19 protein-coding genes are annotated in these 18,392 nt (G+C 71.6%); 10 read left to right on the top strand and 9 right to left on the bottom strand.

Annotation, left to right across the window (positions count from 1 at the left end):
• Positions 1-45: 45 nt before the first annotated feature.
• Positions 46-3,510 (bottom strand): HAMP domain-containing protein, encoded by a 3,465-nt coding sequence (locus ACFYZL_RS31200; RefSeq protein ID WP_384754656.1) that lies wholly within the window; start codon positions 3,508-3,510, stop codon positions 46-48.
• A gap of 186 nt (positions 3,511-3,696) precedes the next feature.
• On the opposite strand from ACFYZL_RS31200, the gene ACFYZL_RS31195 reads away from it, so the two are divergent.
• Positions 3,697-4,155 (top strand): ATP-binding protein, encoded by a 459-nt coding sequence (locus tag ACFYZL_RS31195; protein ID WP_388683607.1) that lies wholly within the window; start codon positions 3,697-3,699, stop codon positions 4,153-4,155.
• On the opposite strand, the gene ACFYZL_RS31190 is transcribed toward ACFYZL_RS31195, so the two are convergent.
• On the bottom strand, positions 4,150-4,497 hold the full coding sequence (locus ACFYZL_RS31190; RefSeq protein ID WP_384754659.1) for an STAS domain-containing protein: 348 nt from the start codon (positions 4,495-4,497) through the stop codon (positions 4,150-4,152). The genes ACFYZL_RS31195 and ACFYZL_RS31190 overlap by 6 nt on opposite strands.
• 266 nt (positions 4,498-4,763) lie before the next feature.
• Here ACFYZL_RS31190 and ACFYZL_RS31185 point away from each other — a divergent pair, with 266 nt between their 5' ends.
• From ACFYZL_RS31185 to ACFYZL_RS31165, 5 genes are all read left to right on the top strand, one after another.
• The gene (locus tag ACFYZL_RS31185) at positions 4,764-5,651 is read left to right on the top strand and encodes a SigB/SigF/SigG family RNA polymerase sigma factor (RefSeq protein ID WP_388683604.1); all 888 of its coding nucleotides are present in this window, start codon (positions 4,764-4,766) and stop codon (positions 5,649-5,651) included.
• 9 nt (positions 5,652-5,660) lie between these two features.
• Positions 5,661-6,089, top strand: coding sequence for an STAS domain-containing protein (locus tag ACFYZL_RS31180; RefSeq protein ID WP_384748180.1), 429 nt, complete (start codon positions 5,661-5,663; stop codon positions 6,087-6,089).
• Complete coding sequence (locus ACFYZL_RS31175) at positions 6,086-7,039, top strand: anti-sigma factor RsbA family regulatory protein (protein ID WP_384748177.1); 954 nt, start codon at positions 6,086-6,088, stop codon at positions 7,037-7,039. The genes ACFYZL_RS31180 and ACFYZL_RS31175 overlap by 4 nt, the downstream gene beginning before the upstream one ends.
• Positions 7,040-7,111: 72 nt before the next feature.
• Positions 7,112-7,576 carry an ATP-binding protein gene (locus ACFYZL_RS31170; RefSeq protein WP_384748174.1) on the top strand — a complete coding sequence of 155 codons (465 nt, stop codon included), beginning with the start codon at positions 7,112-7,114 and terminating at the stop codon, positions 7,574-7,576.
• A 251-nt stretch (positions 7,577-7,827) separates the two neighbouring features.
• Positions 7,828-8,370, top strand: a complete 543-nt coding sequence (locus ACFYZL_RS31165; RefSeq protein WP_384748171.1) for a GNAT family N-acetyltransferase — start codon at positions 7,828-7,830, stop codon at positions 8,368-8,370.
• Positions 8,371-8,372: 2 nt separating this feature from the next.
• Here the strand turns inward: ACFYZL_RS31165 and ACFYZL_RS31160 are convergent, their stop codons facing one another.
• Both ACFYZL_RS31160 and ACFYZL_RS31155 read right to left on the bottom strand, forming a co-directional pair.
• Positions 8,373-9,557, bottom strand: a complete 1,185-nt coding sequence (locus ACFYZL_RS31160; protein WP_384748168.1) for a PP2C family protein-serine/threonine phosphatase — start codon at positions 9,555-9,557, stop codon at positions 8,373-8,375.
• Between the two features lie 154 nt (positions 9,558-9,711).
• Positions 9,712-10,734 carry a Ku protein gene (locus ACFYZL_RS31155; RefSeq protein WP_388683599.1) on the bottom strand — a complete coding sequence of 341 codons (1,023 nt, stop codon included), beginning with the start codon at positions 10,732-10,734 and terminating at the stop codon, positions 9,712-9,714.
• Between the two features lie 211 nt (positions 10,735-10,945).
• Here ACFYZL_RS31155 and ACFYZL_RS31150 point away from each other — a divergent pair, with 211 nt between their 5' ends.
• Together ACFYZL_RS31150 and ACFYZL_RS31145 are read left to right on the top strand one after the other, a co-directional pair.
• Entirely contained in the window at positions 10,946-11,344 is a 399-nt protein-coding gene (locus ACFYZL_RS31150; RefSeq protein ID WP_384748162.1) for a hypothetical protein, read from the top strand.
• 212 nt (positions 11,345-11,556) lie between these two features.
• Complete coding sequence (locus ACFYZL_RS31145) at positions 11,557-11,928, top strand: STAS domain-containing protein (RefSeq protein ID WP_388683596.1); 372 nt, start codon at positions 11,557-11,559, stop codon at positions 11,926-11,928.
• Positions 11,929-11,992: 64 nt separating this feature from the next.
• On the opposite strand, the gene ACFYZL_RS31140 is transcribed toward ACFYZL_RS31145, so the two are convergent.
• Positions 11,993-12,733 (bottom strand): SDR family oxidoreductase, encoded by a 741-nt coding sequence (locus ACFYZL_RS31140; RefSeq protein ID WP_384748157.1) that lies wholly within the window; start codon positions 12,731-12,733, stop codon positions 11,993-11,995.
• A gap of 93 nt (positions 12,734-12,826) precedes the next feature.
• Here ACFYZL_RS31140 and ACFYZL_RS31135 point away from each other — a divergent pair, with 93 nt between their 5' ends.
• Both ACFYZL_RS31135 and ACFYZL_RS31130 read left to right on the top strand, forming a co-directional pair.
• Positions 12,827-13,309, top strand: coding sequence for an RrF2 family transcriptional regulator (locus tag ACFYZL_RS31135; RefSeq protein ID WP_388683593.1), 483 nt, complete (start codon positions 12,827-12,829; stop codon positions 13,307-13,309).
• A 217-nt stretch (positions 13,310-13,526) separates the two neighbouring features.
• Positions 13,527-14,408 carry an aldo/keto reductase gene (locus ACFYZL_RS31130; protein ID WP_388683591.1) on the top strand — a complete coding sequence of 294 codons (882 nt, stop codon included), beginning with the start codon at positions 13,527-13,529 and terminating at the stop codon, positions 14,406-14,408.
• An 81-nt stretch (positions 14,409-14,489) separates the two neighbouring features.
• On the opposite strand, the gene ACFYZL_RS31125 is transcribed toward ACFYZL_RS31130, so the two are convergent.
• The 4 genes from ACFYZL_RS31125 to ACFYZL_RS31110 form a co-directional block, all read right to left on the bottom strand.
• A complete protein-coding gene (locus ACFYZL_RS31125) occupies positions 14,490-15,080 on the bottom strand; it encodes a TetR/AcrR family transcriptional regulator (protein ID WP_384748148.1) in 591 nt (196 codons plus the stop codon).
• Positions 15,081-15,171: 91 nt separating this feature from the next.
• Positions 15,172-16,023, bottom strand: coding sequence for an NmrA family NAD(P)-binding protein (locus ACFYZL_RS31120; RefSeq protein WP_388683589.1), 852 nt, complete (start codon positions 16,021-16,023; stop codon positions 15,172-15,174).
• Positions 16,023-16,460 (bottom strand): nuclear transport factor 2 family protein, encoded by a 438-nt coding sequence (locus ACFYZL_RS31115; protein WP_388683586.1) that lies wholly within the window; start codon positions 16,458-16,460, stop codon positions 16,023-16,025. The genes ACFYZL_RS31120 and ACFYZL_RS31115 overlap by 1 nt, the downstream gene beginning before the upstream one ends.
• A gap of 660 nt (positions 16,461-17,120) precedes the next feature.
• Positions 17,121-18,233 (bottom strand): glutamate--cysteine ligase, encoded by a 1,113-nt coding sequence (locus tag ACFYZL_RS31110; protein ID WP_384748143.1) that lies wholly within the window; start codon positions 18,231-18,233, stop codon positions 17,121-17,123.
• Positions 18,234-18,392 lie beyond the last annotated feature (159 nt).

Genomic DNA, 18,392 nt, shown 5'->3' with positions numbered 1-18,392 from the left:
GCCCGGTGGGCCACGAGCGCGCGGACACTGCCTGGGGGACGGTGGTCATCTGATGAGCCAGTGCCGGACGCGGGCGATGAGGTCGTCGGCGTCGACCGGCTTGGTCACGTAGTCGCTGGCCCCGGCGGCGAGGCTCTTCTCCCTGTCGCCCGGCATCGCCTTGGCGGTGACCGCGATGATCGGCAGGCCGGCGTAGGCGGGCATCCTGCGGATTTCCGCGGTCGCCGCGTAGCCGTCCATCTCCGGCATCATCACGTCCATCACGATCAGGTCGACGCCTTCGTTGCGGGTGAGCGTCTCGATGCCCTTGCGCCCGTCCTCCGCGTGGAGCACGCGGACACCGTGGAGTTCCAGCACGCCGCTGAGGGCGTACAGGTTCCGCGCGTCGTCGTCGACGACGAGGACGGTGCGGCCTGCCAGGTCGCCGCCGGGGACTCGCCCGGTGCGCTCACGCTCCGCGCCACCCCCCTGGGCGGGGGGCGCGTCCCCCGGCTGGTCGGCGTACAGGTGCAGGACGATGCGCTCCCGGAGCTCGTCCAGACTCGACAGCAGTTCCAGGTGGCAGGACGCGGCCCGCTCCCGCAGCGCCTGCTCCTGTCCCGCCTTCAGGCGGGAGTTGTCGTGGCCGAGGACCGGGAGGGAGGCGAGCGCCGGGTCCCCGTCGAGGGCGTCGAGGAAGCGCATGGCCTCGCCGTCGGGGAGATCGAGTTCGAGGACGACGCAGTGGAAGGAAGCCGATGCCAGGGCGGCGGCGGCTTCCCGTGCGCTCGTGGCGCTGACCACCTGCGTGCCCCCGCGGTCCCCGGTGGGCCGGTGGTCGGGGGCGAAGTCCCGTTCGGCGCTCTCGGCGACGAGGGAGAGCAGGCCGCCCTGGCGTTGCTCGATCACCAGGAGACGACGGGCCGGCCGCTGCCGCGGAAGGGCGGCGCCCGCGCCGCTCGTGTCGGGGGTTCCGGTTTCCGCGGCGCCGTTCCATGCGGGCGTGGGTACGCCGTCGAGGGAGGGCTCTTCGTGGTCCGTCCCGCTGACCGGGAGGTAGAGGGTGAAGGTGCTGCCCTGCCCCGGTGTGCTGTCCGCCGTGACGGCGCCGCCGAGGAGGTGGGCCATCTCGCGGGTGATGGAGAGCCCGAGGCCGGTGCCGCCGTACTTGCGGCTGGTGGTGCCGTCGGCCTGCTGGAAGGCACCGAAGACGGACTCGATCTGCTGCTTGGGGATGCCGATGCCGGTGTCCCGGACCCGGAAGGCCACCAGGGGCCCGCGGCCCGCGAGTCCGGCGGGGACCTCCGGGCCCGTCGCCGGTTCGATCCGCAGTTCGACGCCGCCGCGTTCGGTGAACTTGACCGCGTTGGAGAGCAGGTTGCGCAGGATCTGGCGCAGCCGCGAGTCGTCGGTGTGCAGGTCGCCCGGGGCGTCGGGGGCGGTGGTGACGGTGAAGTCGAGGCTCTTCTGCGTGGTCATCGGGCGGAAGGTCGCCTCGACGTACTCCAGCAGCTGCGGCAGGTGGACCCGCTCGGGGCTGATGTCCATCTTTCCGGCCTCGACCTTCGACAGGTCGAGGATGTCGTTGATCAGCTGGAGCAGGTCCGAGCCCGCCGAGTGGATGATCCCGGCGTACTCGACCTGCTTCGGGGTGAGGTTGCGAGCGGGGTTCTGGGCGAGGAGCTGAGCGAGGATGAGGAGGCTGTTCAGCGGGGTGCGCAGCTCGTGGCTCATGTTCGCGAGGAACTCGGACTTGTACTTGGAGGCGAGCGACAACTGCCGCGCCCGTTCCTCCAGTTCCTGCCTGGCCTGTTCGATCTCCAGGTTCTTGGCCTCGATGTCACGGTTCTGGCTGGCGAGGAGGGCGGCCTTTTCCTCCAGCTCGGCATTGGACCGCTGGAGTTCTTCCTGCTGGACCTGGAGTTCGGCCGAGCGGGCCTGCAATTCGCCGGTGAGCCGCTGGGACTCGCCCAGGAGTTCGTCGGTGCGTGCGTTGGCGACGATCGTGTTGAGGTTGACGCCGATGGTCTCCATCAACTGGCCGAGGAAGTCGCGGTGCACGGGGGTGAAGGCACCGAAGGAGGCGAGTTCGATCACCCCGAGGACCTGGTCGTCCACCACGATCGGCAGGATGATCAAGCTGCCCGGGGTGGTGTGGCCGAGGCCCGAGGAAATGACGTAGTCGCCGGGCACCTGGTCCGTGACGATGACGCGGTGACTGCGCGCGGCCTGCCCGACCAGGGACTCCCCCAGGGCGAAGCCGGTGCCCGCGGCGCCGGCGGGGCGCCCGTAGGAGCCGACCGGAGTGAGGATCGTGCCGTGGGGGCCGTCCTCGGCGAGGTAGAAGGCACCGTACTGGGCGGCGACCAGCGGCGTCAGGTCGTCCATGACGAGTTCGGCGACGACGGTGAGGTCGCGGTGGCCCTGCATCAGCCCCGAGACACGGGCCAGATTGGTCTTGAGCCAGTCCTGTTCCTGGTTGGCGCGGGTGGTCTCCCGCAGCGAACCGACCATCGAGTTGATGTTGTCCTTGAGTTCGGCGACCTCGCCGGAGGCGTCGACCGTGATCGAGCGGGTGAGGTCGCCCTCGGCGACGGCGCTGGCGACCTCGGCGATGGCCCGCACCTGGCGGGTCAGGTTCCCGGCCAGCTCGTTGACGTTCTCCGTCAGACGCTTCCACGTGCCGGAGACGCCCTCCACTTCGGCCTGGCCGCCCAGCCGGCCCTCGCTGCCCACCTCGCGGGCGACGCGCGTGACTTCGGCGGCGAAGGAGGAGAGCTGGTCGACCATCGTGTTGATGGTCGTCTTCAACTCCAGGATCTCGCCACGGGCGTCCACGTCGATCTTCTTCGACAGATCACCGTTGGCCACGGCGGTCGTGACCAGGGCGATGTTGCGGACCTGGCCGGTGAGGTTGTTCGCCATGGAGTTGACGTTGTCGGTGAGGTCCTTCCACGTGCCCGCCACGTTGGGGACCCGCGCCTGTCCGCCGAGCCGGCCCTCGGTGCCCACTTCACGGGCGACCCGGGTGACCTCGTCGGCGAAACCGGACAGCTGGTCGACCATCGTGTTGATGGTCTCCTTCAGCTCCAGGATCTCCCCTCGCGCGGTGACGTTGATCTTCTGGGAGAGGTCGCCCTTGGCGACGGCCGTCGCGACCTGGGCGATGGAGCGCACCTGGGCCGTGAGGTTTCCGGCCATGAAGTTGACCGATTCCGTGAGGTCCAGCCACGCGCCTCCGACACCCGGTACGGCCGCCTGGCCACCGAGCGTTCCCTCGGTGCCCACTTCGCGTGCCACTCGCGTCACTTCGGATGTGAACAGCGACAGCTGGTCGGCCATCCCGTTGAAGACCGTGGCGATCTCGCCGAGCAGCCCGTCCGTGGTGTCGGGCAGGCGTGTACGGAAATCCCCGTCCCGTACGGCTGTCAGGCCGGCCAGCAGCAGGCGCAGCTCCGGTTCACCGATCCCGCCCCCGTGTCGAGGCGCGTCCGACCTGCTCGGTGACTCCGCATCCGTCCTGCCGGCCATCGCGCCCACCTCACTCTTTGACAACCACCGCTCCGGCGCACGGACGGGCCGGCACCACCGAATGGACCATAAGGCACACGCGATCACTCGGAGGCGGTGCTTCCGTGGACTGTCGCGGAAGCAGCGGGTGCTTGCCCGGCAGGCGGGTAGACGAACCGGTGACGAACGACACAACGACGAAGTGGGGTGAGGACATTGGCCGTCAAGGCAGTGGGGTGGGCGCGCTCGTTCCCGGTTTCGGAGGGAGTGCGGGCGGCGAGGCGGTGGACCGCCTCGCACCTGGCGTCGCTCCCGTGGAACGAATCCGCCTCGGACACGGCGCACTCCGTGCTCCTGAGCGTCTCCGAGCTCGTCACCAACGCCCACCTGCACGCGGCGAGCACCGCCGCGTTGGTACTGACGTGGGACGGCAGCTGCCTCCACGTGAGCGTCGCGGACTCCGATCCCCGACTGCCCGGCCCGCGCACGCCCGAGGCCGACGCCACGGGCGGCCGGGGGCTGGGGATCGTCGCCACCCTGGCCGACTCCTGGGACGTCCACTCGGTCCACGGCGGCAAGGCGATCACCGCGTGCTTCCGCCCCCGGGGCGGACCCGCCGGCCACACCGGCCGTCCGCCCGGACGCGGCGGAACGCGACCGTCATGACGCGTGGACCGCGTCCTCGACGGTTGGGTGCAGGGACAGCACCGTGTCGGCGCCGGTGAGGGCGAAGAGGCGGCGCAGCTGATCGCCGGGGGCGGCGATGCGCAGGGTGGTCAGCTGGTGCAGCCGCAGCAGCAGGTTCAGGAAGGACGAGTCGCCGAAGGTGACGGAGCCGGCGTCCAGCACCACCAGCCGATGCCGATCGACGGCAGCGGCGAGCACCTCCTCCAAAGGGCCCAGCGTGTCCTGGTCGAGCTCGCCGTGCGCGGCCACCACCCACCCGGCACCTGCCAGGTAGCTGTGCCCGACCACGCCTTCGCGGTTCGCGTCGTCTGCTCCGGTCATGTCCGCGCCTCCCCGGATCGTCACCTGTGCGGCCCTCCCATGGGAGTATGCCTGCTCATCGGCGGAAGGGGGCGGCCGTGGTCGCGGCACACGGGCCGGGGCGGCAGACGCCCCCCCTGTTCGACGGAACCGTACACAAGATCTTCCACACGATCTCCGACGAGATTGTGTAAGAACGGATCGAGGGGGCAGAAGCGGCCGGGCAGCCGTCAGTCGATCGGGAGGGAACGGCCACCATGTCTCACTCGGCCACCGCCGTGAGCCCCATGCGCGCAACAGAAGAGCAGAACGCCCTCGCGGTGCCCGGCACGACGGGGACCCCCACGGCGGACGTGGCACTGCCCGAGGTGAAGAACGCCTCGGAAATGGCACCCGCCGACGCACGCGAACTGTCGAAGCTGTTCTTCAGGAGCCTTCGCGCCCTGGAGGAGGGCACGCGCGAATACCAGTACGCCCGCAACACCCTGATCGAGATGAACCTCTCGCTCGTGCGGTTCGCCGCGCGGAGCTTCCGCTCCCGCGCGGTGGGAGGCGGCCTGGACATGGACGACATCGTCCAGGTGGGGATCATCGGGCTGATCAAGGCCATCGACCGCTACGACCCCGAGCGCGAGGTCGAGTTCTCCACGCTCGCCCTCCCGTACATCACCGGTGAGATCAAGCGCTACTTCCGCGACACCACCTGGGCCGTCCACGTGCCGCGCCGGCTCCAGGAGCTGCGTACGGAGCTCGCCAAGGCCCAGGAGGCCCTGACGAACGTCCTGGGCCGCGCACCGACGGTCAAGGAGGTCTCCGAGCACCTCGATCTGTCGGAGGAGCAGGTCATCGAGGGGTTGGTCGCCGCGAACGGCTACACGAGCGGGTCCCTGGACACCACCGACAGTGACGAACCGACGGCGCCGAACCGGGTGACGCCGCTGGCGGACCGGATCGGCGCCGTCGACCCGGCCATGGAACTCTTCGAGCACTTCCACACCCTCGCGCCCCTGCTGGAGAAGCTGGACGAACGCGACCGGCTGATCCTGCACCTGCGGTTCGGCCGCGAAAGGACCCAGGCCGAGATCGGCGCCGAACTCGGCATCTCGCAGATGCAGGTCTCGCGCCTGCTGTCCCGGACCCTGAGCCGGCTGCGCACCGGAATGCTCTCGGAGTAGGCGGCGGCCATGGCATCCCCACAACGGTACGACGGTGCCCTCCCGCCCGAAGGCGCGCAGGCTCTCTACGACGACGCGTGCTGGGCGGACGCGGTCTCGCGGTGCCTGCACGCGGGGCCCGCCGCGGATGCGGCGCTGACCGCCGAGCCGTTGCGCGACCGCCCCGGCGCCCTCCTGCGGGGCAGCTGCGACCTCGACACCCGGCCGCTGCTCCGCGTGGCGCTCGGTGTCGTGACCCGGATCCCCGGGCGGGTCGTCCACCTGGATCTCTCCGCGGTGGCCTTCCTGGACACGGCGGCGGTCGCCGCCGTGGTGCGGGCCACCGCCACCGTCAACGGGCAGGGGCGTCGCCTGCTCCTCCACCACCCGCCGTACTCGCTCCGCAAGGTGGCGGAGATCTTCCCGGACGAATGCGCCGCACTGGAGGTTGCAGCATGAGCGGCCTTCCTTCGTCCGCCGTCCCCGGAGCCTTCGTCCACCCCGCCCTCTTCTACCGGGACCGGACGGAGTACCTGGCGGGGGTCGGCAGGTTCATACACACGGCTCTCGCAGCCGACGAGCCGGTGCTCGTGGCCGTGCCCGGTCCGCGTCTGGACGTCCTGCGGGAAAGCCTCGGTACGGGCGCGGCTGCCGAGGTCACGTGGGCGGACATGACGCGATGGGGCCGCAACCCCGGCCGGATCCTGGCCGCCCTGCGGGATTTCGCGGACCGGCACGAGGGACGGCCCGCCCGGATCGTGGGCGAGCCGATCTGGCCCGGCCGCACCCGGGCCGAGGTTCTGGAAGCCACGCGCCACGAGGCCCTCATCAACACCGCCTTCGCGGGCCGGCGGGCCACCGTCCTGTGCCCGTACGACGTCGTGGGCCTGCCGACCGCGGTGGTGGCCGACGCCCGGCGCACCCACCCCACGCTGATCGAGAAGGGCGAGGACCGGCTCAGCGAGGCCTACGTCGATGCTTCGGTGGTCTGCGCCGACTGCGATCGCCCCCTGCCGGAACCCGCCGGCGTCGGCCCCGGGCTGGAGTACGCGCACGGGCAGCTGGGCGAGGTGCGCGAGTACACCGAGACCTGGGCCCGCGGCACGGCCCTCGGCGCGGCGCGGCGCGGCGATCTCGTCCTCGCGGTCAGCGAGGCCGCGGCCAACTCCCTTTCCCACGGAGGCGGAAAGGGCACGCTGCGACTGTGGAACTCCGCCGCTGCCGGGGTCGTCGCCGAGATCCGCGACGGCGGCCGCCTGTCCGATCCGCTGGCGGGGCGCCGCCGCCCGTCGCTGGCTTCGCCCCACGGAGGCAGGGGCCTGTGGATGATCCATCAGCTGTGCGACTTGGTGGAGATCCGCGCCTCGGCCGACAGCCTCACTCTGCGGCTGCATATGACGGGCCCCTGAGAGGTCGGTCGCCTAGACTGCACGGACTTGCTCAGCAGCGATCAGTGCCAACGGTGGGGGTGAGAGACCGCAGTGGAAACGAGCGGGCCGGAAACGGGCGATCCGCCGCGCGCGGGGCTTTCCGCCGCGGGGCAACGCCGCAGGCTCGCCCTGTCCGGCGTCCGCGGTCACGTGGCCAAGGGCCGGGACTTCGCGCGTCAGGCCCTGCTGGACTGGGGCTGGGACGGGACCGAGACCTCGGAGGACGTCCTGCTCCTCGTGTCCGAACTGCTCACCAACGCATCGCTGCACGCGGGTGGTTGCATCGAGCTCGCGCTCACGGCCGGCGAGGTCCTGCGGATCGAGGTCTTCGACGGCACGACGACGCCGCCCCGCCCCAACCCGTCACCGCAGCGGGGAGTCCCGGGCGGGCACGGCCTCTACATCGTGGAGCGCATTTCCGACGGCTGGGGCACCCTCATCCATGAGCACGGCAAAGCCGTCTGGGCCGAGGTCGAGGCGTCCCGACTGACTTCGGGCAGGTCCACGGGCCGGTGACCCGGCCGCTCCGCCCCGTGCCCGCCGGTCGCAAGGGCGTGTCGCAGCGCGGCAGCGGGCGCGGTCCCAGGGCCGAGTCGTCGAAGCCCCGAACCACGGGCAGCCCGTACCGGGCCGTGGGCCCGCGCGCCCGTCGGTACCACGAGCGTGTCAGACCGCCGTGCCATCCTCATCGCGGGATCCACCCCACCCGCGACCGGCCCGCCGGGGCCAGGGCGGGCGGACCGACGACCGGTGACCGGAGTGACCTGATGATCCACATTCGTCCCGCGGTGCCCGAGGACGGAGACGTCCTCGGTGAGATCCACGCCGCGGCCTGGGAGGCCGCGTACGCCCCCTTCTTCGCACCCGAATTCGCCGCGGAAGCCGTGCGGGACAGGCGGGGGCGATGGCACGCGCGGCTCGCGGGCGGGCAGGGCCGGGAAACGGTTCTCCTCGCCCTCCACGACGGGCGCCCCGTCGCCCTGTCCTTCTGTGGTCCCTCCGGGGACCGGCCGGGCCTTGCCGAGATCCACAGTTGCTACGCCCACCCCGACGGCTGGGGCAGTGGTGCCTCCACCACCCTGATGACCGCGACCCTGCGTCACCTCCGCGAGACCGGCTTCACGCGGGTCCACCTCTGGACGCTGCGCGACACCCCGCGTTCCCGCCGCTTCTACACGAAGTGCGGATTCTCCGAGTCGGGCGAGGAGCGTGCCTTCGACTTCGGCGACGGCAATCCGCTCCCCCAGATCGAGTACGAGCGGTCCTGCCGAACGGCCGGTATCGGGGACGGAACGTCGGGACCCGGGTGAGGTCAGGGGGCCACGGGGTGCCATTCGACCAGCAGGAGCGTGGCGTCGTCGCGGAGCCGGTGATCCTGGTGGACACGGAGGCTCTGAATGAGGCGGCGCAGCGTTTCGGGGGCGGGGTCGCCCGCCGCGGCGGAGCGGAGCACGGCGTCGATGAGGCGCTGCTCTCCGAACAGGTCCCCGTCGCGTGAGCGTGCCTCGGTGACGCCGTCGCTGTAGAGCAGGATCCGATCGCCCGGCTGGAGCCGCTGCTGGTGCGAGATGGGTGGCGTCGAGCTGTGGAACCCGAGGCCCAGGGGGAGTTGGGGCCTGCGGTGCAGGGCATCGGGTACGACGCGGCCCTCGCGGATGAGGAGGGGGGCCGGGTGGCCGCAGTTGATCCAGGAGAGCCGGCCGGTGCGGAGGTCGAGGTCGGTGATGACGGCTGTCATGAGACGGTCCGGGATCCACTCGCCCAGGACGCGGTCGATGGCGGTGGCGATGTCCGGCAGGGTCCCGCCGGAACGACGGGTCGAGCGGCAGGTGGCCAGCCCCACGGCGCCGGCTCCGCCGGAGGCGAGGTCGTGCCCCATCGCGTCGAGCAGCGTCAGGTGGAGAGCGCTGTCGGTGAGGCTGTGGTCGAAGGCGTCCCCGCCGATCTCGTAGGCGGGCTCCAGCACCGCGGATGACGTGACGTCGCGGGTGCCGATGGTCCGGGGCGGCAGGAAGGCCCAGACCAGCTCCGCCTGCACGCTCATCGGCTGAGCGCGCTCGCGAATGATCAGGGTGTCGCTGTGCAGGGATTTGACGACGATCAGCAGAGCGGCCAGGTCGGCCAGGTGTTCACAGGCGCGCAGGACGTCTGCATCGAGCCGGGGCGCGGTGACTCTGAGGACCCCCACCCGTTCGACCCCGTCGATCATCGGCAGGTAGGCCGTCGACCCGTCCCGTGTCCGCTGGGCCCTCTGGGTACGGTAGGCGAGGCCCCCGAGCGAGGAGTCGATGTCCAGGATCTCCTCGTCCGCCGCCATCCCCTCCTGCGGAAGCGCGACGAGCCGGATCTGCTGCAGGTCGGCGACGTACACGGAGGTCCCGTCGGCCCCTGCCGCACGGGCGGCGGCCTCGATGAGTCGCGGCAGTTCCCCGGCCTGGGCCAGATGTCCCTCGTCGAGGACGGGGCCCAGACTGGAAGTGGTGTCGTCCGCCGCCACAGGTCTCCGATCGCGGCCACACACCCGGCGACCGAGCCGGCCGGGTTCGTCATCTCCATACTCGCCAAGATCCTCGGGATCGGCCTGGCGGACACGGCTACCGGGCGGCACCGAGTCCCTCGGGTCGCGAAGGCGGGCGCGGGCGCTCTCCGGGTCAGCCGCCGTCGGCGGACAGAGCCCGGGCGAGCTGGTCGTGGTTCATGGTGGAGCGGCCTTCGATCCCGGCGGCCGCGGCCTTCTCGTACAGCTCGGCCTTGGTCAGGGCCATCAACGGTTTCCCGCGGGCCGAGCCGTGCGCGGTGGCGCGCTTCTTCGCCGCGGGCTTCTTCGCCGCGGGCTTCTTCTCCTCGCGGGTCTTCCCGGCAACCGCCGTGGTGGCCTTCCCGCCGGTGTCCTTCGGGCTGCGGGCCCGCTCGACGGACGCGCGCAGGGCGTCCATGAGGTCGACGGCACCTGTGGGCCGGGCCGCCGGCTCGGCCTTTTCGACCGCTTCGCCGGCGACCTTGGCCTCGATGAGCGCCTTGACCTTCTCCTGGAACGTGTCGCGGAAGTCTTCGGGGTTCCAGTCGGTGGTGAGGGTGTCGATGAGCTGGTGGGCCATCTTCACCTCGGCCGCCGGCGGATCCGTCTTGCTCGGCAGGTCGGGGACCTCCCGGTGGGGGTCGCGGATCTCGTCGGCCCAGTGCAGTGTGTGCAGGGTCAGCAGGTCGTCCTCCGCCTTCAGCGCGACGAGGTACTCGCGGCCGCGCATCACGAACGTGGCGACGCCCGCCTTGTTCGACTCCGCCAGCGCCCGCTGCAGCAGCGCGTACACCGTGCCGTGCTGCTCGCCCCGCGGCCCGAGGTAGTACGTCTTGTCGAAGAAGATCGGATCGACCGTGTCGAGGTCGACGAACCCGGATACCTCGATGGCCTTGGACCGGCCCGGGGCGATGTCGTCGAGCTCCTTGGGTTCGACGATCACGTACTCGCCTCCGGTGTCGAAGCCCTTGACGATCTCCGCGTTGTCGACCTCGTCTCCGGTGCGCTCGTTGACGCGGCGGTTGCGGATGCGGTCCGCGGTGCCGCGCTGGAGCTGGTGGAAAGGGATCGTGTGACTGTCGGTGGCGCTGTGCAGAGCGACCGGCAGCGAGACGAGTCCGAAGGAGAGCACTCCGGTCCATACGGGTCTGGACATGCTGGGATCACCACCTCGACCTGCGGTGTCGTCCTCCTCGGCTCCTTCCCTGCCTGACGCCGGTCACCCCTACGGCATCGCCCCGACACTCGGAACGCAGGCACGTGCGGTGCGGGCGAGGCGGCCGGTCACCACATGCCGGTTCACAACCCGGGTAGGCGCCGACCGTGTCCGGCGGCTCGCCCGGGCGCGGGATACAAGGAGAACGTTCATGCTTCTCGTCCTCGGCCTCATCATCCTGATCGCCGCCGCCGTCGTCGGACTCGCGGGAGTGTTCGGCAATACGGGTCCCTCCCACGGGCTCGGTGCCGGCGGTGACTTTTCGATCTTCGGCTATCACGCCACCGGTTCCACCGGAGCCCTCTTCCTCATCGGAATCATCGTCGGAGCCGCAGCTCTTTTGGGCCTGGCCCTGATCATGATCGGTGTCCGCCGCACAGCCCGCCGCTCGGCGCGGGCCCGACGTGACCTGGACACGGCACGCAAGCAGGCCGCCACGGACCGTGAACGCGAGCACGACGGGGTGACCGCAGAACCCGACGACGCTCCGGTCGCCGACGCCCCCCACCGTCGAAGTCACTGGTTCGGCCGCCGAACCGCGCCGCACTGACACGGCGGCGCCGACCCGCGGTCCGCAAGTCCTCGCTCCATGCGGCCCCGCGCATCGCACGACCATGCCCACTTCCGAGCCGTACGCACCGCCGGCAGCCGGGCCGAGCCGTCACCCGCCCGGCCGCCGGACTCCCACCGCGCACGTGGTGCCGTGCGCGGCCGCCGTCCGTAGGCCATAGCGTGGCCGTCGCAGGCACGAGAGGAGAAAAGGTGCGGACCCATCACGGCGACGGTGACGGCGGCGATGACGGCGGAAGTGAAGCGATCGACGTCGAGGACGTCGGTGGCGTCACCGTGGTCCGCCCCCACGGCGAGATGGACATCGTCCGCGCCGCCGCCTTCCACCAGGCGCTGCTGAGCGCCCTGCGGAGGGAGGTCCATCCCCACGAGGTCTGTGTGGATCTCCGGTACCTGGCCTTCAGCGATTCCTCCGGCCTCAACGCCCTCCTCACGGCACGCGCCACGGCGAACGAGACCGGGCAGCGGCTCTATCTCGCCGGTCCCAACCCCCAGTTCATCCGGCTGCTCGAGATCACCGGCGCCATCGATCTCTTCACCATCGAGCCGGCGCCTCCCTCCTGACCCGTCGCGCGCGCGTCCAAGAAGGAGGCAGCTGTTCCACAGCGGGCGGCCTTGCGGACGCGCCTCAGGAGCGGGCGCCGAGCCAGGCCTCGTACCGGGTGCGGGTGGTCCTCACTCCGGGACCGCCGGTCAGCGCGTCCCCCTCGACGAGTGCGAACGGGCCCGCTCCGTCGTCGGTGACGACGGTACGGACGTCCCCGCGGGCCGACAGCGTGAGGCGGCCGAGTTGGTCGAGGGGCATGACGTCGGGGCCCGCGATGTCGAGGGTCCCGTTCAGCGGGCGGCCGGTGGCGACCTCGGACAGGGCCGTCACCACTTCGGCCGCCGCGATCGGCCGCAGGGGCGTGGAGGGCAGCCGCACGGTGGTGTCGTCGGCGGTCCAGGACAGGATCCCGTCGACGAACTCGAAGAACTGGGTGGCGCGGACGATCGAGTACGGGATCGGCCCCTGCTTGAGGAGGTCCTCCTGGAGCGTCTTGGCCCGGTAGTAGTCGAGCTGCGGCACCCGGTCGACGCCGACGATCGACAGGGCGATCTGGTGTCGGACCCCGGCCCGCTCGCCTGCCGCCAGCAGGTTCCCCGTGGCGGCACGGAAGAAGTCGCTCGACGCGGAGTCGAAGGTGGGCGAGTTCGTCACGTCGACGACCGTGTGCGCGCCGGCGAGCGCCTCGTCCAGTCCGGTGCCGGTGGTCAGGTCCACGCCGCCCGACCGGGCGGCGGCGACGACCTCGTGTCCCGCGCCGCGAAGTGCGGCGACGAGCCGGGAGCCGATCAGTCCGGTGCCGCCGATGACCGTGATCTTCATGGCCGTGTCCTCCGTAAAGGGAATCGTTAACTCGGACAAGTCTTGTCCGAGATTGTACGCGGATAGAGTGTGTCCGGGTAAACAGGAGGGCGCATGAAACTGTCCGGTGGCGTGGAGTGGGCGCTGCACTGCTGCGTGGTGCTGACCGCGGCGTCCGAGCCGGTCCCGGCCGCCCGGCTGGCGCTGCTGCACGACGTCTCCGCCAGCTACCTGGCCAAGCAGATGCAGGCCCTCTCCCGGGCGGAGCTGGTCACCTCCGTACAGGGCAAGACCGGCGGGTACGTGCTGACCAGGCCGGCATCCGAGATCACCGTCCTCGACGTCGTACTGGCGGTCGACGGGGCGGACCCCGCGTTCGTGTGCACCGAGATCCGTCAGCGAGGCCCGCTGGGGGCGCCGCCGGAGAAGTGCACGAAACCGTGTGGGATCGCCCGCGTGATGGCGGAGGCCGAGACCGCGTGGCGCGCCTCGCTGCAGGGCGTGACCATCGCCGACCTGGTCGGCTCGGTGGACCGCGACAGTGGACCCGAGGTGCTGCCGACCATCGGCACCTGGCTCACGCCGCCGCGCGGTTGAGACCGGCCGGCCGGTGTCGGTCGACAGTTTTCCTTAATGCGCATCCAGCGGGTACGGACTTCTGCTGATGGCGACCGGCCTCCAGGATGGGGTGAGCAGGCCGGGAACGCGTCCACCCCCCGGCAGGGGAGAGGGAGTTGCCCTCCTCCCCCGCCGGCGGACGGCCGCCGGCACTGTGGCCCCGAGCCGTCACCCGACCCCGAGGAGTCGCGCCACCATGCGGTACCGCACCATCGGCCACAACACCGTCAGCGCCATAGGTCTGGGCGCCATGCCCCTGTCCATCGAGCACCGCCCCGACGAGGCGCGGGCCGTCGCCACCATCCACGCCGCCCTCGATGCCGGCGTCACCCTCATCGACACCGCCGACAGCTACCACTGGCACGCCGGCGAGGCGGGCCACAACGAAGAGCTGATCGCCCGCGCCCTGGCCGGCTACGGCGGTGACACTTCGGACGTCCTGGTGGCGACCAAGGGCGGCCGCGGGCGCCCCGGCGACGGCAGTTGGACCGTCACCGCCACCCCCGCACACCTCAAGCGCGCCGCCGAGCTCTCCGCCAAGCGCCTCGGCGTCGACGCCATCGGCCTCTACCAGCTGCACAAACCGGACCCCGCCGTGCCCTGGGCCGAGTCCGTCGGCGCGCTCCGCGGGCTGCTCGACGCAGGTACGATCCGCGCCGCGGGTATCTCCAACGTCACGTGCGACCAGATCCTCGAGGCGCATCGGATCCTCGGCGACGGACTCGTCTCCGTGCAGAACCAGTACTCGCCCGTCATCCGCGACAGCGAGCCCGAGCTGCGGCTGAGCACGCGGCTGGGACTGGCCTTCCTGCCCTGGAGCCCGCTCGGCGGCATCTCGCGCAGCTCCCTCGACGGCCCTTCCGGCCCCGCCTCGACAGGCGCCGCCTCCAGCGCGTTCCACCGCATCGCAGCCGAGCGCGACGTCAGCCCCCAACAGGTCACCCTGGCCTGGCTGCTCGCCCGCTCGCCCGCCGTCATCCCGGTACCGGGAGCCAGCCGCCCGGCCTCCGTCACGGACTCGGCCGGGGCGACGGAGCTGACGCTGAGCGCCGAGGAGCTGGCGCGGCTGGAGGCGTGAACGGACGGGTGGCCGATCGGCGGGGGCCGCAACGCCCCGGGGCCTTGTCGGCAACACCTGCTCGGCGATGTTCCGTCCGAGTCACTCCTCGTCGGCGGCCGGGGCGCCGAGCACGGTGTCGACGTACGCCGCGAGCGCCGAGCGGAGCCCTTCCGGGGTCATCCTCGCGTCGTCGACCAGGTGCGCCACGAGGTCGGCGCGGATGGCCGCCAGCAGGGCGTGGGCGGTGAAGTCCGCGTCGCGGACGCCGGGCACGGCCTCCAGTTGGTCCCGGAGCATCTCGTGCCACCAGCCGTAGTGCTCCGCCTCGTAGGGGCTGCCGATCCCGGCGTCCTCCGCGGCCGCCATCAGGTTCCGGTTCTCGATCTTGAAGCGGAGAGAGGCGTCGAGGAGGTCCCGCACCCGCTGCCGCGGCGTGGACCCGGTCGCCTCCCGCGCTTCCCGTACGGCCAGGCGCAGGGGTTCGAGGCGGGAGGCGATGACGGCGCCGATCAGGCCGGCGCGGTCGCCGAAGCGGCGGAAGAGGGTGCCCTTGCCGACGCCCGCGGCCACGGCGATCTCGTCCATGGACACGCTGTGGGGACTGCCGCTCGCGGCGAACAGCGCGTCGGCGGCGGCCAGTACGGCCTCCCGATTGCGTACGGCGTCCGCGCGTTCCGCACGCTGAGCCACGGGTCCTCCTCGGTCTTCGGCCGGTCCCGGCCCCGGGGAATGATATGCGGCGGGTGAGGGGGGCAGCGCCGCGCGGACGGCACCGGGATCTTCAGCCGGCCCGTCCGACCTCCCGTTCCACGAAGGCGCGGAGCGTGCCCGCGGGGCGACCGGTGATCCGCTCGACGGTGTCCGAGGTCCGGTCCTCCGCTCCCTCCGCGATGGCGCGGTCCATGTCCGCCAGCATGGTGGCGAACTCCAGCGGGATCTCGGCCGCCCAGCGGTCGCGCAGTTGGCCGAAGGTCAGGTGCCGGTGCTCGACGGGCCGGCCGGTGACCTCGGTGATGGTCGCGGCGACCTCGTCGTACGTCAGCGCCTGCGGTCCGGTGAGGATCAGGTCCGCGTTGGGTGCCTGCTCGTCGGTCAGGGCACGGACGGCGACGGCGGCGATGTCCTCGGCGTCCACGAAACCGATCCGCCCCTTCCCCGTGGCCGTGAGGATGACGCCGTCCTCACGGATGCTGCGGGCGTGCGGGGCGGAGCCGGCGAAGTTCTGCATGAACCAGGAGGGCCGCAGCACCGCCCACTCCTCGAACAGGCCGGGCAAGGCCTCGTGGACCCGGCCCACCGCCGGACCGCCGGCCGGGATCGCCGAAGAGCTGAGGAGCACCACGCGCCGCAGGCCGGACGCGCGGGCCCGGCGGAGGAAGGGCAGCATGGCGGCGGCTGGGTCGAACGAGCCGATGGGCGGGACGAGGTAAGCGCGGTCGATGCCGTCGAGGGCTCCGTCCCAGGTCGCGGGCTCGCTCCAGTCGAAGTGGACGGCCGGGGCTCCCGCCACCGGGACGGCGCTGCGGCTCGCGGCCTTGGTGCGGCGACCCCGGGCGACGACTTCGCTGGTGACGCGGCGGCCGGTGGTGCCGGTGGCTCCGATGACGAGGGTGGCGGCGTCGAGGTGGTCCATCAGTGGGTGCTCCTGCTCCTCGGCGCGGTGAAGTCGGTGCCGGGCTGGGATGCGGACAAGGGGTTCCAGTAGTCGCGGTAGGCGGTGATGAGGCCGTCCTTGACCGTGACGACGGCGATGTAGGTCATGTCGTACGGGGTGTCCGTCTCGACCAGGCGGCCGACGGCGCGCATCTCGACGACGATCGTCCCGGGCTCGGTGGTCCGGTGGATCGTCACGTCGGGAAAGTCGTGGATGTCGATGTGTTCGGGGTAGTGGCGCATGTACTCCCACACGGCCTGGCGGCCTTCGAGCCGCTGGGGCCGGTCGGGGGGCGCGAAGGGGAATTCCAGGACGCCGTCCTCGTCCCACAGGTCCACCCAGCCGGGGATGTCCTTCTCGACGAGGAGTGTCAGACCGTGGTGGTACAGCTCCACGGGGTCCATGGAGGTGCTCATGATCAAGGTTTCCGTTCTGCTCGAAGGCATGGCGAAGCGGTGCTTCGGGGTCCGCCGAGGTTAATCGGACCAGCGGTCCGCATGGGTGAGAGAATACGGACCGGCGGTCCGTTATGCCAACTCCGCACGTCGGCTTGGCGGGAGAGCGATCCCGGGCGTCCGCGGAACCTCATCGGCTCGCAGGTCGGTCGGACAGGGCGCGACTGCCTGCCGAGGTTCCGTCAGACGACGACTCGTCGGGGCTCTTACCGGCCCCCGGATCGGCGAGGACCCCGCGGGCGGTCCGCCTCATCCGGCGACGGCTCCTCAGCCACCCCGTGTTTCCGTGCACGGTCCCGTTCCACACGCTCCGGATCGGCGGCGGGCCCGGCGCCCGTCCCGATCCGGGACGGGACACCCGGCGGCCTGCCGTGCTCGTCCACAGCGGCTCCTCGATCGGGGAGCAAAGCCGGGCGCGGGTCGGGGTCGCCGTCACTCATGGTCCTCCGCCTCTCGTGTGAGGCCGGTCCTGGCTGCAAGGTGCCCATACACCGCGTTTACCCGGAAATCCATCGACATGCGGACCGGGGGAAGCGACCAGGCCGCGGACGAAGCCCAGGGTCTCCCGGCCCGGCGCGCTCCCGAGCCGGGCGGACGGGCCTCATGCGTGCCGCTGGTCCGTCACGCGGCGGGTGTCGTGGTCAGGCGGGCGCATTCGGCCACCACGGCGCGCAGGTCGCCGGTGGTCTGCAGCAAGCGGCGCTGGAGGCGGGCGCCGTTGCCCCGTTCGAGGAGGTGGGCGACGCCCGCGCGTGCGAGTGCGAGGTCGCCGTGGTCGTCGAGGGCCTCCCGTACGTGGTCCAGCAGCACGTCGAGGACCACCGCCGCCGGTGCCGGGCGCATGCTCCGGGGGTCGAGGAGCGGGCCGTCCAGGCCCGACTTCGCCGCCTGCCAGGCGGCGAGGCGCAGCAGACCGACGTCGATGCGTGCCGGAGGCCTGCCGGCGCGCCAGTCGCGGGCCGCGGTCTCGACCAGGGCACGGGCGAGGGCCGCGAGCAGGACGGGGGTGTCGGGCTCGAGGCAGACGTCGGCGACACGGATCTCGACCGTGGGATAGCTCGCGGAGAGCCGGGCATCGAAATAGATCATTCCCTCGTCGCGCAGGACTCCGGTCGCGAGCATCTCGCCCACTTGCCGGTGATAGTGCTCGGCGCTGCCGAAGACGTCGGTGGGCCCTGCGGAGGGCAGGCGGTTCCAGACCCGGCTGCGGTAGCTGCCGTAGGCGCTGTCCTGGCCCTGCCAGAACGGTGAATTGGCGCTGAGAGCGGTCAGGACGGGCAGCCACGGGCGGATGCGGTCGAGGACGCCCACGCCCTCGTCGTCCGAGGCGACGGACACGTGGACGTGACAACCGCAGGTGAGCTGCTCCTGGCCGGTCAGTCCGAATTGCCGGCTCACCCAGCGGTAGCGTTCTCCGGGCATCGTGGACGGCCGCACCGGCAGCGGCGAGGTGGCCAGCGCGGCGACGGCACCACCCGCGTCGGCGGCGTGCCGTGCCGCCTCGGCCCGCCAGCGGACGATCTCCTCGGCCAGTTCCCCCATCCGCAGGACGGGCCGGGTGGCGAACTCCACCTGCTCGCACTTGAGCTCGGATTCCAGAGCACCCTCCGCCGGGGCATTCGCCCCGCCGCCCTCGCGGGACGCGGCCGACATCACGGCGGCCGAGAGGGCGAGCGCCTCCCCCGTCACGGCGTCGACCAGGAGCAGCTCTTCCTCCACTCCTACGCTGCGCATGCCCGTCACGTTCCCTTCGTCGGAGTCGTAAGCCCGGTGCGCGTCCCTGTCCGGCGGAACAGGGCCGGGGTCGGGCCTGTACGCCCCACCCGTCACACGCTCCCCGGCACCCACGGTTGTACCCCGCGGGCGCTTGTTTCCGCGCCGGACGCGGGCCGG

The organism is Streptomyces sp. NPDC001717 (assembly GCF_042892775.1).
Taxonomy (GTDB): Bacteria; Actinomycetota; Actinomycetes; order Streptomycetales; family Streptomycetaceae; genus Streptomyces.
Note: the sequence above shows the minus strand (reverse complement) of the source record. Positions and strands in the feature narration are given on the sequence as shown.